This is a genomic window from Streptomyces sp. NPDC087845 (assembly GCF_044742755.1).
Lineage (GTDB): Bacteria > Actinomycetota > Actinomycetes > Streptomycetales > Streptomycetaceae > Streptomyces.
Genome location: NZ_JBIUVC010000001.1, coordinates 357,260 through 372,659 on the forward strand (window position 1 = coordinate 357,260; position 15,400 = coordinate 372,659).

A 15,400-nucleotide genomic window follows, 5' to 3' on the forward strand; every position below is an offset into this window, starting at 1 on the left:
GTGTCGGTGTCGGTGTCGGCCGGTTGTCGGCGGTGGACGGTGACCTGTCGGTGAGCTGTCGGTGGCTGCCGGGACATTGGAGCTGGTTGGCGTCGGCCATCAACGGCACCGGCCACCAGCATCGCACCGTCCCGACTCAATGGAACGGCGCTCCGGGTGTCACCTGCCGGGTGTCCGCCCAGCGGTCCGTGATCAGGAAGAAAGCCCCATGACCACTGACGTCACGATCATCGGCGCCGGGCTCGGCGGCCTCACGCTCGCCCGCGTCCTGCACGTCCACGGAATACCGGCCACGGTCTACGAGGCGGAGCCCTCCCCGGCTGCGCGTTCGCAGGGCGGGATGCTCGACATCCACGACTGCAACGGGCAACTCGCTCTCAAGGCAGCCGACTTGATGGACGAGTTCCGTGGCCTCATCCTGGAGGGCCGCCAGGCAATGCGGGTCCTCGACCCGGACGGGACCGTCCTGTTCGACAAAGCCGACGACGGCACGGGAGGACGCCCCGAGGTGCAACGCGGCGAGCTGCGACAGGTCCTGCTCGACTCACTGCCCGCCGACACCGTCCGCTGGGGGCGCAAGGTCAGCAGCACCCGCGCCCTCGGCGGGGGCCGCCACGAGGTGACGTTCGCAGGTGGCGGCACCGTCGTCACGAGCCTGCTGGTCGGCGCGGACGGCGCGTGGTCACGGGTCCGGCCGCTGCTCTCCACCGCCACACCCGAGTACGTCGGCAAGTCGGTCGTCGAGACCTACCTGTTCGACGCCGGCACCCGGCACCCCGCCGCCGCGAAAGTGGTCGGCGGCGGGTCGATGATCGCGCCCACGCCGGGCAGGGAGATCTTCGCCCACCGGGAAAGGGACGACACCCTGCACGCCTACGTGGGGCTGTCCGAGCCGCGGGACTGGTTCGCCGCCATCGATTTCACCGATGCCGCCATGGCCACCGCGCGGATCGCACAGGAGTTCGACGGCTGGGCACCGGAGCTCACCGCGCTGATCACAGACGGCGACATCGCGCCGGTCCTGCGCCCCCTCTACGCTCTGCCGACCGGGCACCGGTGGGACCGGGTGCCAGGGGTGACTCTGGTCGGCGACGCCGCCCACCTCGCGGCCCCGAACGGCGAAGGCGCCAACCTGTCCATGCTCGACGGCGCCGAACTCGGCAAGGCCGTCGCTGCGCACCCCGACGACATCGAGGCCGCGCTCACCGAGTACGAGCAGGCCATGTTCCCCCGCAGCGCCGAGGCTGCCACTTTCGAAGGTGCCGAGGCCCACGGAACCGACTCCGACGACAACACGGCCCACGACCTGATCACCGCGTTCACCCGACACGAGCAGGCCCGATAAGACATTCGCCGTCGTGTGGGCCTCGGGCACCGACGAACCGGCCAAGACGAAGCGCGGTCTCGGTTCGCCGGCAACCGAGACCGGAGAAAACCTGGAGCCGATTCGCCGCCGTCGACCACACACGGTCCCCAGCAGGCTGTACTCCACGAGAACTGGCGACAGTTGAACAGGAGAGTCCACCCGCACCAAGGCCGGAGAAGGCCGGCACCTGACGGTGCCGACCGCCCCGGGCGCGGCCGAGCGGGCCGGCGGGCGGGCTTCGGTGACCGGGCCCGCCCGCCTTCACCGAGCCCGACCGCGCACCGGTCTCAGCCGAGGGCCTGCGTCAGATCGGCCATCAGGTCGTCGGCGGACTCGATGCCGACGGAGATCCGGACGAGGTCGGCCGGCACCTCCAGGGGGGAGCCGGCCGCCGAGGCGTGCGTCATGCGGCCCGGGTGCTCCACGAGGGATTCGACGCCGCCCAGCGACTCACCGAGGGTGAACAGCTTCGCCCGGTTGCAGACGTGGACGGCCGCCTCCTCGCCGCCCACGACCCGGAAGGACACCATTCCGCCGAAGGCCTTCATCTGCTTGGCGGCGACCTCGTGACCCGGGTGCTCGGGCAGCCCCGGGTAGAGGACCTGGGTGACCTTGGGGTGCCGGGTCAGCAGATCGACGATCTTGGTGGCGTTCTCGCTGTGCCGGTCCATGCGGACCGCGAGGGTCTTGATGCCGCGCAGCACCAGCCAGGCGTCGAACGGTCCGGCGACCGCGCCCATCGCGTTCTGGTGGTACGCCAACTCATCGGCCAGTTCCGGGTCGTTGACGATCAGTGCGCCGCCGACGACGTCCGAGTGGCCGCCCATGTACTTCGTGGTGGAGTGCACCACCACATCGGCCCCCAGGGCGAGCGGCTGCTGGAGGTAGGGGCTGGCGAAGGTGTTGTCGACGACCAGACGCGCACCCGCCGCACGGGCCACACCGGCGATCGCGGCGATGTCGGTGATGCCGAGCAGCGGGTTGGACGGGGTCTCCACCCAGATCGCCTTGGTGCGCGGGGTGAGCGCCGCCCGCACCGCCGCCACGTCCGAGGTGTCGGCGACGGAGAACTCCACGCCCCACCGCGAGACGACCTTCGCGAACAGCCGGAACGTGCCGCCGTAGGCGTCGTTCGGGATGACCACGTGGTCGCCCGGGGTGAGCAGGGTGCGGAGCAGGCAGTCCTCGGCGGCCAGGCCGGACGCGAAGGCGAGGCCGCGGCGGCCGCCCTCCAGGGCCGCGAGGTTGTCCTCCAGGGCGGTACGGGTCGGGTTGGCGCTGCGGCTGTACTCGTAGCCGCCGCGCAGTCCGCCCACGCCGTCCTGCTTGTACGTGGACACCTGGTAGATGGGCGGAACAACGGCGCCGGTGAGGGGATCGGCGGTGTTTCCCGCGTGGATCGCGAGAGTCTCGAAGCTGTGCTGGTCGCTCATGGGGCCCGAGCGTAGTTCGTCACGAGGGCGCTCACCGGGCTTCAGGGCCGTCCGGTGACAATGGAGGCATGGAGATTCTCTGGTTCCTGCTCGCGCTCTGCATGCTCGCCGCGGTCATCGGCCCCTTCGTGCTGCGCCGCCGCGGCGGAATCCGGCAGGTCGCGCCCGGTTCGCCGGACGCCGCCGATCCGGACACCTACGGCTTCGTACGCCAGGAGGAACTGGACGTCCGGCTGCCGGGCCCGGACCAGGATCTCCTCGACGTGCTCGACGTCGTGCAGCGCTCCCAGGACTGGCGGGCGGCCTCGCAGCTGCTGGCCGGTACGCCGAAGGAGGGCGAGGTGCGGTGGCAGCGGGTGCAGGCGTTCGCGGGTGCCGCCTCGCTGGAGCTGGCGCAGCAGCCCGGTGTCGGTGGTGCGTGGCTGCGCAAGTGGCGGGCCGAGGCGCCGAAGGACGCGGGCGGTGCGGCGGTGCACGCCGAGTTCCTGGTGCAGCAGGCGTGGCGTTCGTCGACCGCGGGGACGGACGACTTCCGGATCATCCTGGAGGAGGCCCGCACGGTCTGCGGCGAGGCTGCGCTGCTGGCGCCGGGCGACCCCGTTCCGTACCTCGTCGAACTGGCCGTCGCCCGCGGACTCGGCTACTCCCACGAGGAGTTCGACCAACTCTGGGCGAAGATCATCGACCGGGCCCCGGCCCACATGGGCGCGCACATCGCCGCGCTGCACTACTGGTGCGAGAAGTGGCACGGCTCCCGCGAGGAGGCCGATCGCTTCGCCACCACGGCCGCCGCCCGTGCCCCGCAGGGCTCACTGCTGGCCGCGCTGCCGCTCTTCGCGGTGTACGAGCACCTGCCCGAGGTCAATCTCGTGCAGGGCTTCTACCGGAGCGCGGTGGTGACCAAGGCGGTCGAGGGCGCCCTGTTCGCGGTGCACGCGGCCCGTACGGACGATCCGATGCTCGCCCACGTCCGGCACCTGCTGGTCCTCTTCCTCGTCCGGATGGAGCGCTGGTCGGAGGCGATGAACCAGCTCGTCCACATCGACGGCCACGTGGGCGCCCTGCCGTGGACCCAGAACTCCGACCCGGCCGCCGAGTACACGGTCTACCGGGCGCTGGCGGTCGCCGGCTACGAGGCGAACGGCGGCAGCCCGGCGACGCTGCCGCGGTAGCCGCACGGAATCCACGGCAATCCCGGTGCGTTGTACCCACTGCACGCCGACCCCACGAGGAGCCCCCGCATGTTCCTGCAACGCCGTACCCCGCAGCTCCCCGCCCCCGAGGAGGCCCTGAAGGGCCGCCCCACCCCCGAATTCACCGTCCCGTCCCGCCACACGGTCCTCGGCAACCCGTTGCTGGGCCCGTACCCGGAGGGTCTGGAGATGGCGGACTTCGCGCTGGGCTGCTTCTGGGGCGCCGAGCGCAAGTTCTGGCAGACGGACGGCGTCTGGACGACGCTCGCCGGCTACCAGGGCGGCTACACGGAGAACCCCGCGTACGAAGAGGTCTGCTCCGGCCTGACCGGCCACACGGAGGCCGTCCGCGTCGTCTTCGACCCGCGGACCGTCTCGTACGCCGAGCTGCTGAAGCTGTTCTGGGAGTCCCACGACCCGACGCAGGGCTTCCGCCAGGGCAATGACGTGGGCACCCAGTACCGTTCCGCGATCTACACCCACTCCCCCGAGCAGGCCGCGACCGTGGCGGCCTCCCGGGACGCGTACCAGAAGGTCCTCACGGGCTCCGGCCACGGCGAGATCACCACGGAGATCCTCCCGGCGGAGGGCCGCACGTTCTGGCCCGCCGAGGCGTACCACCAGCAGTACCTGGACAAGAACCCGGCGGGTTACTGCGGGATCGGCGGGACGGGCGTCTCCTGCCCCGTGGGGGTGGCTCCCGCCGGGGAGTGACAGGCTGCCCGGGGCCCGGTGAGTGTCCGCCCGCCTGCCGTCGGCCGGCGGGCACGCCCACACCCGGGCGTTGCGGCGCACCCCCGCCCCACCTGCTGATACAACCACCGTGACGGTGGTCAGCGGGTGTCTCGTGCCGCCTTCACTTCAGCGATGAACGCTGACCAATTGCGACCGCTGAAGTCGGCCACGGGCCCCGAGGCGTCCCTGCGCGCACCGCCCCTACTTGGTCGTGTGCGTGGGGTAGACCTCGACGTCGGTGTAGGCGCCCTTGATCTCCCCCGCGCCCGCGGGCCACTTCAGGCTCACGGTGTGGGTCTCGTTCGGGGGCGTCACCAGGATGTTGGTCGGGTGCGCGAGGCTGTCGCCGGTGTTGTCGATGTCGTAGGCGAGGTTGAAGACAGCGGCGTCGCCGGGCTTCAGGGTGGTGATACGCGGCTGGGCGTGGCCGCGCTCGATGGGGTTCGAGGTGTTGTCGGCGTCCTTGATGTCGACGCCTGCGAAGCCCGTCGCCGAGCAGGTGGTCGAACCCCGGTTGATCATGGTGATGTCGATCCTCCCGGAGTCCTTGTCGGGCGCGGCGTCCATGGCGTCGATGGCCAGGTCCTTCGTCTTGCAGAACGTGACCTTGCCGCCGGTCTTCGTCGCGGCGTTCGCGGCGCCGGCGCGGGCCTCGGTGCCCTCACCGGAGCCCGACTTCGCGTTGCCGGCCTCCGAGCCGCCGGAGCCCGAGCCGCCCTCCGACTTCGAGCCACCGTCCGAGGACGAAGAAGACAAGGACGAGGAGCTCTTGGAGGACGAGTCCTTCCCGGAGCCGTCGCTGCCACAGGCGGTGAGCGAGAGGGTGGCGGCGACGCCGATGGCGGCGAGAGCAGTGATGCGGGTGTACTTCACGGTGTTCCCCCAGGAGTAGCGCGGTGCATGTGGTCAGAAGCATTTGTATCTCGCACCGAGTTACAGGCGGTCCTCCGCGACGTCTTCGTTCTGTCACAGGCGTATTGACCTCACGGTCCGCCAAGGCGTCGCTGTACGGTCACCTGCCTGGCCTGAGCTCCCGCACCACCAGAGCCTCAACCAGCCTCAGCAACCCTCTGAGCAGGGTTCACATACGGGTTCTGAGCTTGTTCTTTATGGTCTGACCTGGTCACGTTCGGCGATGCTCTCGGGCCGCCTGACCGTTTTGCCCACGTCGTAGCGGGTGGCGGGGTGTCGGTTCTTCGAGCCGAGCGGTCTGCCGGGGCCAGGCCGGCTGGGTTTCGGCGCACGGGCCGGACAGGGCAGGTCCGGGCGGAGGTTCCTGAACCCCCGGCGGACCCGGGCGGGGGGTGAGCCGACCGGGCTCGGCCCGCTTCTCCCAAGGCTGGCGAAGGTCGGCGGCGAGGGTGCGGGCGAGGCGGAGTCGGGTGTGGGCGGCGACGACCGGCCAGGTCCAACGGTCCGCCGCCGCAGGAGTGCGGAGCTTCGGGCGGACCCAGCCCAGCGTCTGCTTGATCATCCGGAAGGTGTGCTCAAGATCGAACCTGCGCAAGAACGCCTGCCGGCGCAGATCGACGTCCTCGCCCGACAGGCCGGTGGCCGAGGACCACAGCCAGACGGGGCGGGTCGTGACCGCCGGGCAGACGGTCGACCTCCAGGCGGATCACCATGCCCTCGATGACGGGGAGTTCGCCGGTGTGGTCGATCCACGCCGGGTGAGTGGTCAGCCGCGGGTGGATGCGGTCCCAGGCCATCGCGCGAGCGGTGCCATAGCGGTCGGTGACCTGCACCGTCGCGGCATCGGGCTCGCCCCAGGTGTCGGGCTTGGCGAAGCGGAACTCCTTGCCGTGCTTCGGCGGTCGTCCGCCCTGTGGCGGTGAGATCCACGGCACCGGGACGGGCTTCCGCATCACGCGGTCCGTGCGCATCCGCCCGAGGACCTCCACCGGCAGCCCTTCCAGCAGGCAGGCCATGCGCGGGGCGTCGTAGCCGGCGCCGAAGACGATCAGGATGTCGCGGTCGCCTGCCTTCCAACGGCCCATGTCGATGAGGTCCCCGCAGAACAAGCGGTCCGCACTGGTCGGCGCGCCCGGCCGGAGCCAGTGGGTGACACCTGAGCACGCTTGTTCGCAAGCGCGCGTGCCTGGGGCTATCCAGGGGTGGTGCCGGGGTCGACGCCGGTCAGGTCACAGCTTGCGTCCCACAACTGCGCCGCGACGGAGGTGTCGGCAAGGTGGTTCCATATCGGTTCCTGTCGGGGCTCGCCGCGCAGGCCGAAGACGCGCGGTCCCCACAGCTGGCCTCCATGCACGGCCGGGTCGAGCACCGCCCGGACCGCGGGCCATGCGCCGGCGTGCTTGCCCTGGACGAGGAGAGCCGCAGGTGCCGCGCTCAGCCGTGCGCGGGTAGTTCGCACATGGACCGGCGGCCGTGACGGGGTGAGGGAGTCCAGCGCGCCGCCGGGATGGACCACCACGCTCTCCACCGTGCTGCCGACAGCGCGCAGGCGGCGGTCGAGTTCGAGACCAAAATACATCTGCGCCAACTTGGAACGTCCGTAGGTGCGCTTGGGCTGGAAGTCGTTCCAGGACTGCAGGTCGTCCAGGTCGAGTCGCTCCGACTTCGCTGCGAAGCTGCCCATGGTCACCACGCGAGCCGCCGGCGCAGCCGACAGCAGCGGCATCAGCCACTGGGTCAACGCGAAGTGCCCGAGGTGGTTCGTGCCGAACATGAGCTCGTGACCGTCCTCGGTCTCCCTGCGCGGCGGGTCGTCAAGCGCGACGCCGGCGTTGTGGACCACCGCGTCGAGGCGTTCAACCTCCAGTGATTTCACCTCCGTTTGCAGCGAACCGAGGTCGGCGAGGTCCAGCCGTACGGACCGCACCCGCGCACCAGCAACGCGCGCACGGATCGAGGCCATGGCGGCCTCGGCCTTCACAGGATTCCGGCTGCCGAGTACGACGGTCGCTCCGGCTTCCGACAACTGCTCCGCGACGAAGTACCCGATGCCGGCGTTGCCGCCAGTGACCAGGAAGATGCTGCCGTCGGCACGTGGCAGCCGTTGGACATTCCAGGGCGGGGTGGAGGATGCGGACGACATGGCGACGGGACTCCCTTGCTGTTGATGGCGGCTGCGGCTGCTCTGCTGGCAACTCGACACCCACGGTTTCAGCGGCCACCGACACATCGCCTAGGGATCAACGACAGTCCCGCCAGACGGCCGATATCCCACCGACACAGTGCTGGCCCATCACGCAGCGTGCCAGTGAACGTCACGTTGGCCAACCGGAGCACTCAAAAACCAACTGGGCCCCTCAGCCACCAGAGGTTAGAAGACAAGCTGAGAGGTCGTTTTCCTCCAATTCGGTTGGGAAGATGGCGATTCTCTCGGTGCGTGAGTGAGGGACGGTTGAGGCCACTGAGGCGGATGCCTCGAAAGTGCTCTTCTGGGGTGCCGGGTGGGGCGGAGTAGGTCTTGAGCCTGTTTCATCCCAAGGCGGGAGGGCGCATTGGCCTTGCTCCCGTTGTCGGTGCCGCACGCCTGGGCGTGGGCTGCCCCGAGCGGTACGTCCAGAGCATGACTGAACGCCGCCCGTATCCGAGTGATCTGTCCGATGCCCCCTGGGAGTTGATCGAACCGGTCCTGACCAACTGGCGCGCCGAGCGCCGCAGCAGGGCCCTGGACATCGGGCGACCACCCGATGAACGGCTGGCCCAGATCACACCGGATGGGGTGTGTCACTTCTCCCGTGGTGGATGGAGTACATCCCTCGGGGGCGCCGCATAGCTCTGGGCTGCTCGTTCGGCGCCGACCCTTGCCATACGGAAGGAAGGTGATTGCATCATTGCTTTCGGCCATCGGCTGGTGCGACGGCCTCTTTCGGTCGCTGTGCGGCCACCGGGTTTGCCTCCCTATGCTTAGGGGGATTTCCCAGCGCTGACGCGAGGTCCTCATGAAGTTCCTGCATCACATCGTGGCTACGACCGCTGTCTTAGGGATGGCAGCAGGCGCCGCTCCCGTCGTTGCCTCAACCCCGACGGATACCGCTCACACTGCAACTGAGGCCGCAGCGGCCGGCTGGCCGCTGGCATATGAGGCGGACCCCGCGACAGGGCGCTACGTCCCTCTGGGGTTCGTAAGCCCACACGGCCGAGTGGTGCCGCTCTCCGCAGGGCAGCAGGGCTACATTGCTGATCCGCGTACCGGCAGGCTCGCGCCCGTAAGGGAGGGGCAACTCTTCTCCCCGGCGCCGGCCGACTACGCCCAGCAGCCAAGGTAGTAAACGGCAATGTCCCCACCGTCGGTGGGGACATTGCCGTTTGTGGCGCGTGCCAGACGGCCTGAAGCGCTCCAGGTGGTCAAGGCAATCGCCGTCGGGCGGAGCCGGGCTCGTCCCGACGATGCGCCGCTCGTCGTCTCCGATCCCCGGGAGGTGATCGTCAGCCGCCCGTACGCGTCCGCGCTCGAAGCCGTCGCCGAGGGAAGCGACGAGTACCACCGAATCCTCCGAGACCTGCGGGCCAACCGGAACCGGCCGGGCGGCTTCTGGGTGGCCAAGGACGACCCGCGGGCGGCGGACGAAGCGATCACCGGAAGCTGCCCGCTCTCCGAGCTGACCGGTGCCGTCCTGCTCAGCAACGGAGCCGGCCGCATCGTGGATCGGTTTGGGCTCGCCGACTGGCCAGGGGTCATGGCCCTCCTGGCATCGAGCGGACCGGCCGAAATCATCCGCCGTGTCCGGCGGGCGGAGGCCCGCCACGCGGTGGCGGCGGACGATGCGACGATCGCGCACTGCACCGGCCTCGGTGGGGCCTGACCGTCGCCGCCGGAGCGCGGCTCCCCTTCGATCACACACAACCGGGGCGGGGGGCGAGGTGGCCTCTGGGGGCCTGCTCCGGGCTTGAGTTCCACCGCCCGGACGGTCCGCATCGGAGGCCGGGAATCACGCTCAGGGCCGAAAAGCCCTCAGCGTGACGTCAACGAGCGAGTCGGCGTACTCGGCGGTCAGCGGGCCCGAGCGGTGCAGCCAGCGCTGGAACAGGGGCGCGTAGAGCACCTCCAGGACCAGGTCGAGGTCGGCGTCCGCAGCCAGTTGGCCGGCCCGTTGCGCGCTGCGCAGCCGCTCCTTCTTGGCGTCGTCCACCGGCCGGGCCAGCTTCTCGCGGTACTGCGCGGCAAGGCCGGGATCGTTGATGATCTCGTTGTTGAGCGCCCGGACCGGCTTCTCGAACTCCGGGTCGGCGAACTCGGCGACCGTCGCGCGCATGACCGTCCTGAGGTCGGCCTCGATGTCGCCGGTGTCCGGCAGCGCCGCGCCCTGCCCCTCGGCGCCCTCGCTGAGCGCCAGGAAGGCGTCGAAGATCACCGCACCCTTGGACGGCCACCAGCGGTAGATCGTCTGCTTGCCGACGCCGGCCCGGGCGGCGATGGTCTCGATCGCCACCTTGCCGTACCCGACCTCGGAAACCAGCGCACGGGTCGCTTCGAGGATCGCCTGCCGCGAACGTTCGCTGCGCCGGGAGCGGTCCGGCTTCGTGGCCTGGGGCATGGGCTCAGGCTAGCACCTCAACGAGACGGACCGGTTCGCGTTGGCAAGGTCGCTGCCCGGCACAAGGTCGCTGCCCCGGCAGGGGAAGAACTCAGCCGCAAGGCTCCGGGCCGACCGGAACCGCGCCCGGAACCGCCCCGGCCCCGGTGCGAGCCCGGCGCGGGGCCTCGCACCGGGGCCCGGCGCCGACGGCATCGCGAGCCGAGGGGACGTCCGGCGCGGGACACGGCCGAGAATGGGGCGTCACAGGATCTGCCGGACACTCCCCGGTCCCGACAGCGCAGTCGGGCCGCGGAGATCCGCGCCCGGTCGGCCACCGCCCCCGGCGGGGACCGGCCACCGTACGAAGAGGAGTTTTCACCGATGACGAACGAAGGCCGCGGCACTGCTGCCGCCCCGGCCGGCCGGCCCTGGTTCATGGCCAACGAACTCCTCGCGTTCGCCGTCGAGCTGGCGGCACTGATCGCTCTGGGCCGGTGGGGTTTCCTCACCGGTGACGGCACGGCCGGCCGGCTGCTGCTGGGGCTGGGAACCCCGGCGGTGGCCATCGCGGTCTGGTGGATGTTCGCCGCCCCGCGCGCCCGCTTCCGGCCGCCTCTCGCGGGGGTTCTGCTGGTCAAGGCGGTGGTGCTCGGCGGCGGTGTGTACGCGGTCCACGCGGTGGGGCATCCGGTGGCGGCGGTGTTCTTCGCGGTGGTGGTGGTCGTGAACACGGGGCTGGCGGAGACCTTTCGGCGCCGCGCGCCGCACAGTGCCGTGGAGGCCGCCTGACACGGCTTCGGCCCGGTCGCGTGAGGCGGCCGGGCCGAAGCCGTCACTGAACGGACGGGCGGGTCAGATCAGTCCCTGTGCCAGCATCGCGTCCGCGACCAGTTCGAAGCCGGCGATGTTGGCGCCGACCACGTAGTTGCCGGGGCTGCCGTAGCGCTCGGCGGTGGTGTGGCAGGAGTCGTGGATGTGGCGCATGATCTCCGCGAGACGCTCCTCGGTGTGGGTGAACGTCCAGGAGTCGCGCGAGGCGTTCTGCTGCATCTCCAGGGCGCTGGTGGCCACGCCGCCCGCGTTGGCCGCCTTTCCGGGGGCGAAGGCGACGCCCGCCTCCTGGAAGACGCGTACGGCCTCCGGCGTGGTGGGCATGTTGGCCCCTTCGGCCACTGCCTTCACGCCGTTGCGCACGAGGGCCAGGGCGTCGGTCTCGTGGAGTTCGTTCTGGGTGGCGCAGGGCAGGGCCACGTCGCAGGGGACGTTCCAGAGGCCGGTGCCGGGGACGAACGCGGCGTGTTCGCCGCGGCGCTCCGCGTACTCGGAGACCCGGCCGCGACCGGCCTCCTTGATCTCCTTGAGCAGGGCGAGGTCGATGCCCTTCTCGTCGACGACGTAGCCGTCGGAGTCGGAGCAGGTCACCACGGTCGCGCCGAGCTGCTGGGCCTTCTCGATCGCGTAGATCGCGACATTGCCCGAGCCCGATACGGCGATGCGCTGCCCGTCGAGGGACTCGCCCCGGCTGCGGAGCATCTCGGCGGTGAAGAGCACACAGCCGTACCCGGTCGCCTCGGTGCGTGCCTGGGCGCCGCCCCAGCCCAGGCCCTTCCCGGTGAGGACTCCGGACTCGTAGCGGTTGGTGATCCGCTTGTACTGGCCGAACAGGTAACCGATCTCGCGGCCGCCGACGCCGATGTCACCGGCGGGGACATCGGTGTACTCGCCGAGGTGGCGGTGGAGCTCGGTCATGAACGACTGGCAGAACCGCATGATCTCGGCGTCGGAGCGGCCCTTCGGGTCGAAGTCGGCGCCTCCCTTGCCACCGCCGATGGGCATGCCGGTGAGGGCGTTCTTGAAGATCTGCTCGAAGCCGAGGAACTTCACGATGCCGAGGTTGACCGAGGGGTGGAAGCGCAGCCCGCCCTTGTACGGCCCGAGCGAGCTGCTGAACTCGACCCGGAAGCCGCGGTTCACGTGGATGTCGCCGGAGTCGTCGGACCACGGCACGCGGAAGATGAGCTGGCGCTCCGGTTCACAGACGCGCTCGATGATCCGGGCGTCCACGAACTCCGGTCGCTGTTCGAGGACCGGGCCGAGGGTCTCCAGGACCTCCCGTACCGCCTGGTGGAACTCCTTCTCGCCCTGGTTGCGACGGAGTATCTCCGCGTACAGCGGCTCGATGACACTCATGTGGTCAAAACCCTTCCGTGGGTCGGGATCGCGCGCGAAGGTGCCCCCGTCCCGGAGGCACCAGCGGTCCCCCTCGCCATTGAGGGCGTCGCCCGGACATCGCGCGCTCTGCGCTCACGAAAGCGACGTACAGAACCGTTGTGGCATCACGATTGTCCCAGTGGCCCCGGAAATCCGTCCACGGTGTCCCCATCGTGGACTCCGCCGTCCTGGACGCTGCCGTCTTGGAGGCCCGCCTCGGGCGCCCCGCCTCGGAGGCCGCCGCCTCGGAGGCCGCCGCCTCGGGCGTCCCCGTCGTGGACGCCCCCGTCGCGGACCCGGTCTACCGCTGCGAGGTGCGGTGCTGCATCCACAGCCCCACTCCGGACGCGAGGACGACCACGCCGGAGACGATGCTCAGCGCGATGTTCAGGGCGTTGTCCCCCACGAGGACATTCAGGAAAACATTCGCGGCGAGCGCCGCGCACAGCACGGTCCAGAGCAGGGCCTTCATGGAGTTCCTCCGTGGTGGGGATGACGTCGACGGTGTTCGGCGATGTCTCCATTCTCCCGGCCGCTGTCCGCCGTCACGAGGGACCGACCCCCCTGATCCGTGGTGGAGCCCGCTCCACCATCGTGCGGTTCTCACGGCCCCGTTAGGGTTTGCGGGATGGGGATCACCGAGGAGACGGCGACGCGCGAGCGGCGGAGCGAGCGGTCCGGTGCCGGTCCGCGCCCGGCGGCCACGGAGGCCGCGCGGTGGTGGGTTCCAGGTGTCGCCGTGCTGGTCGTCGTGCCGTTGTACGGGGTGTGGGCGCTGGTGCTGGCCACCGGCGGCGGTGATCTGGCGGCGCAGTTCGCCTGGGCCGGATTCGCGTCCCGCCACCCCATGTCCGCGTACAACCTCTCCTGGTACGGAGGGACGCACACCGCCAACTACAGCCTGCTGACGCCGCCGCTCATGGCGGTGTTCGGGGTGCGGGCGGTCACCGTCGCCGCCGGGCTCGGCGGGTCGTGGGCGCTGGGGCGGCTCTGCGTGCGGGCCGGGGTGCGGTGGCCGGCCGCGGTCTCGGTGCTGGGGTCGCTGGTGCTCTGGTGCAATGTCGCGTCCGGGCGGACGACGTTCGCGCTGGGCGTGGCGATCGGGCTGGTCGCGCTGTTGTACGTGCGACACCGTACGGGCGTCGCCGCGGCCTGTGCGGCGCTGGCGACGGCGGCGAGTCCGGTGGCGGGACTGTTCCTGGTGGTGGTGGGTGCGGCGTACGGGCTCGACCGGCAGTGGCGGCGGGCGGCCGTGCTGCTCGTACCGCCCTTCGTGGTGGTCGCGACGACAACCGTGCTGTTCCCCTTCACGGGCGAACAGCCCATGGCCGTGGGGAAGTTGTGGATGCCGCTGGCCGCCTGCGCGGCCGTGTGGCTCGGGGCGCCGCGCGAGGGCGGCTGGCGGGTGGTCCGGTTCGCGAGTGCGGTGTACGGGGCCGGTGTCGTCCTGACCTTCCTGATCCCCTCGCCGATCGGGACGAACGTGGAGCGGCTGGTGGGGGTGGCCGGGCCGCCCGTGCTGCTCGCGGCGGCACTGGCCGTCCTGGCGGGGTGGGCACGGGGCGGCAGGCTGCTGCGACTGCGGGCCGTCCTGCTCGTCGGGATGCTCGCGTTCAACACCGGCTGGCTGGTCGACAAGACCGATGACGATCTGCGGGTCTCCAACACGGTGCCCGCCTGGGCGGCCCACACCGGCGGTGTGGTCGCCGAGTTGCGCAGGCTCGGTGCCGAACGGACCCGGGTGGAGGTCGTCCCGGCCCGCAATCACCGGGAGGCCGACGTCCTCGCCTCGCACGTGAACATGGCCCGCGGCTGGAACCGGCAGCTCGATGTGGAGCGCGGGCGGCTGTTCTACGGGGAGGGGCCGACCCCGGCCGCGTACCGCGCCTGGCTGGACCGGTGGGGTGTGGGCCTCGTGGTGCTGCACAGCGGCAGGCCGGACGGCCCGGCGGAGGCGGAGGCGGACATCGTCCGGCGCGGGACGGACTGGCTGGAGCCCGTCTGGCAGGACAACGGGTGGCGGATCTACCGGGTGCGCGACGCCGTTCCGCTGGTCTCCGCGCCGGGCACCGTCGTACGCGGGGACGACGCCTCCCTGGTGGTACGGATGCCGGCGGCCGGGTCGGTGACGGTGCGGATCGCGTACTCGCCCTGGCTGCGGGCCGACGGCGGCGGTTGCGTGCGGCAGGACGGCGAGTGGACGCGGCTCACGGTGAAGCGGGGCGGCGCGTACCGGCTGGACTCGCGTTACCGGTTGTGGCCGTTCGGGGGCTGCTGACGGCGCCCCGAGCGGTTCAGTCGGTGACGCCGAGGTCCTGGCGCATCAGCCCCCGCATCGTGTCGAGGCAGGGGTCGGCCGCCTTCAGGTCCTCCAGGACCCGTTCGACGCTCTCGCCGTCGCGGGCCACGCCCCGGTCGAGGCGTTTGATGGCGGCGTCACCGGCGGCGAGGACCCGGTTGAGGTCGCGGGACGCCTGCAGTATCCGTTCCGGGACGATCATCTGCGCCTCGGCGTAGCGGTCGCGGTGGTCGAGGCGGGCCTCTTCGAGCTGAGTGCGTTCCTGCTCGGTGTAGACGTCGTCCCGGATGCGGTGCAGGGCGTCCTTGAGGAGCGTGTGGAACTGCCGGGAGGCCCGGTTCATGGCCGTGTACTGGACGCGCCGTTCCTCGAACTTCCGCTGCTCGCCGTCGAGTCGGGCCTGCTCGACGCGTCGGCGGTCGGTCAGCCGCTGCGCGAGGACCGGCGCGAAGAGAGTGCCGAGCACCCCGACTACTGCGGTGATCATGGCGGTGACGGCGGCGGTCATGACTGCGAGATTAATGCGACGGGACCGGTGCGGTGAGTCGATGCGGTGATATCGGCGCGACGAGACACGTGCGGTGAGATCCGTGCGACGAGGCACGTGCGAGGGCGTGAGTGCGGTGAGATCCGTGCGACGAGACACGTGCGAGGGCGTGAGTGCGGTGAGATCCGTG

13 protein-coding genes and 2 pseudogenes are annotated in these 15,400 nt (G+C 70.7%); 7 read left to right on the forward strand and 8 right to left on the reverse strand.

What is annotated here, in order from left to right; all coding sequences use genetic code 11:
* Nucleotides 1-208: 208 nt before the first annotated feature.
* Complete coding sequence (locus ACIOMQ_RS01600) at nucleotides 209-1,345, forward strand: FAD-dependent oxidoreductase (protein WP_402187548.1); 1,137 nt, start codon at nucleotides 209-211, stop codon at nucleotides 1,343-1,345.
* Between the two features lie 308 nt (nucleotides 1,346-1,653).
* Here ACIOMQ_RS01600 and ACIOMQ_RS01605 read toward each other — a convergent pair whose 3' ends face one another.
* The gene (locus tag ACIOMQ_RS01605) at nucleotides 1,654-2,799 is read right to left on the reverse strand and encodes a cystathionine gamma-synthase (protein ID WP_362206877.1); all 1,146 of its coding nucleotides are present in this window, start codon (nucleotides 2,797-2,799) and stop codon (nucleotides 1,654-1,656) included.
* A gap of 68 nt (nucleotides 2,800-2,867) precedes the next feature.
* Here ACIOMQ_RS01605 and ACIOMQ_RS01610 point away from each other — a divergent pair, with 68 nt between their 5' ends.
* Both ACIOMQ_RS01610 and msrA read left to right on the forward strand, forming a co-directional pair.
* Nucleotides 2,868-3,971 carry a hypothetical protein gene (locus tag ACIOMQ_RS01610; RefSeq protein WP_402187551.1) on the forward strand — a complete coding sequence of 368 codons (1,104 nt, stop codon included), beginning with the start codon at nucleotides 2,868-2,870 and terminating at the stop codon, nucleotides 3,969-3,971.
* Between the two features lie 69 nt (nucleotides 3,972-4,040).
* Nucleotides 4,041-4,706: a peptide-methionine (S)-S-oxide reductase MsrA gene (gene msrA, locus ACIOMQ_RS01615; protein WP_402187553.1), complete on the forward strand. Its 666-nt coding sequence runs from the start codon at nucleotides 4,041-4,043 to the stop codon at nucleotides 4,704-4,706.
* Between the two features lie 222 nt (nucleotides 4,707-4,928).
* On the opposite strand, the gene ACIOMQ_RS01620 is transcribed toward msrA, so the two are convergent.
* From ACIOMQ_RS01620 to ACIOMQ_RS01630, 3 genes and pseudogenes are all read right to left on the reverse strand, one after another.
* Nucleotides 4,929-5,600, reverse strand: a complete 672-nt coding sequence (locus ACIOMQ_RS01620; protein ID WP_362206874.1) for a DUF4232 domain-containing protein — start codon at nucleotides 5,598-5,600, stop codon at nucleotides 4,929-4,931.
* Between the two features lie 234 nt (nucleotides 5,601-5,834).
* Nucleotides 5,835-6,739: pseudogene (locus tag ACIOMQ_RS01625) on the reverse strand (transposase); the annotation flags it as partial.
* Nucleotides 6,740-6,831: 92 nt separating this feature from the next.
* A complete protein-coding gene (locus ACIOMQ_RS01630; RefSeq protein WP_402187555.1) occupies nucleotides 6,832-7,782 on the reverse strand; it encodes an SDR family NAD(P)-dependent oxidoreductase in 951 nt (316 codons plus the stop codon).
* A gap of 477 nt (nucleotides 7,783-8,259) precedes the next feature.
* On the opposite strand from ACIOMQ_RS01630, the pseudogene ACIOMQ_RS01635 reads away from it, so the two are divergent.
* Nucleotides 8,260-8,350: pseudogene (locus ACIOMQ_RS01635) on the forward strand (IS5/IS1182 family transposase); the annotation flags it as partial.
* 654 nt (nucleotides 8,351-9,004) lie between these two features.
* Complete coding sequence (locus ACIOMQ_RS01640) at nucleotides 9,005-9,499, forward strand: hypothetical protein (RefSeq protein WP_401261489.1); 495 nt, start codon at nucleotides 9,005-9,007, stop codon at nucleotides 9,497-9,499.
* 132 nt (nucleotides 9,500-9,631) lie between these two features.
* Here the strand turns inward: ACIOMQ_RS01640 and ACIOMQ_RS01645 are convergent, their stop codons facing one another.
* Nucleotides 9,632-10,231, reverse strand: a complete 600-nt coding sequence (locus tag ACIOMQ_RS01645; protein WP_362206871.1) for a TetR/AcrR family transcriptional regulator — start codon at nucleotides 10,229-10,231, stop codon at nucleotides 9,632-9,634.
* 363 nt (nucleotides 10,232-10,594) lie between these two features.
* Here ACIOMQ_RS01645 and ACIOMQ_RS01650 point away from each other — a divergent pair, with 363 nt between their 5' ends.
* A complete protein-coding gene (locus ACIOMQ_RS01650; RefSeq protein ID WP_362206870.1) occupies nucleotides 10,595-11,002 on the forward strand; it encodes a YrdB family protein in 408 nt (135 codons plus the stop codon).
* 63 nt (nucleotides 11,003-11,065) lie between these two features.
* Here the strand turns inward: ACIOMQ_RS01650 and gdhA are convergent, their stop codons facing one another.
* Together gdhA and ACIOMQ_RS01660 are read right to left on the reverse strand one after the other, a co-directional pair.
* Nucleotides 11,066-12,403, reverse strand: a complete 1,338-nt coding sequence (gene gdhA / locus ACIOMQ_RS01655; RefSeq protein WP_362206869.1) for an NADP-specific glutamate dehydrogenase — start codon at nucleotides 12,401-12,403, stop codon at nucleotides 11,066-11,068.
* A 322-nt stretch (nucleotides 12,404-12,725) separates the two neighbouring features.
* The gene (locus ACIOMQ_RS01660; protein WP_362206868.1) at nucleotides 12,726-12,896 is read right to left on the reverse strand and encodes a hypothetical protein; all 171 of its coding nucleotides are present in this window, start codon (nucleotides 12,894-12,896) and stop codon (nucleotides 12,726-12,728) included.
* A gap of 156 nt (nucleotides 12,897-13,052) precedes the next feature.
* Here ACIOMQ_RS01660 and ACIOMQ_RS01665 point away from each other — a divergent pair, with 156 nt between their 5' ends.
* Nucleotides 13,053-14,702 (forward strand): hypothetical protein, encoded by a 1,650-nt coding sequence (locus tag ACIOMQ_RS01665; protein WP_401943289.1) that lies wholly within the window; start codon nucleotides 13,053-13,055, stop codon nucleotides 14,700-14,702.
* Between the two features lie 16 nt (nucleotides 14,703-14,718).
* Here the strand turns inward: ACIOMQ_RS01665 and ACIOMQ_RS01670 are convergent, their stop codons facing one another.
* Complete coding sequence (locus ACIOMQ_RS01670; RefSeq protein WP_362206866.1) at nucleotides 14,719-15,231, reverse strand: hypothetical protein; 513 nt, start codon at nucleotides 15,229-15,231, stop codon at nucleotides 14,719-14,721.
* Nucleotides 15,232-15,400 lie beyond the last annotated feature (169 nt).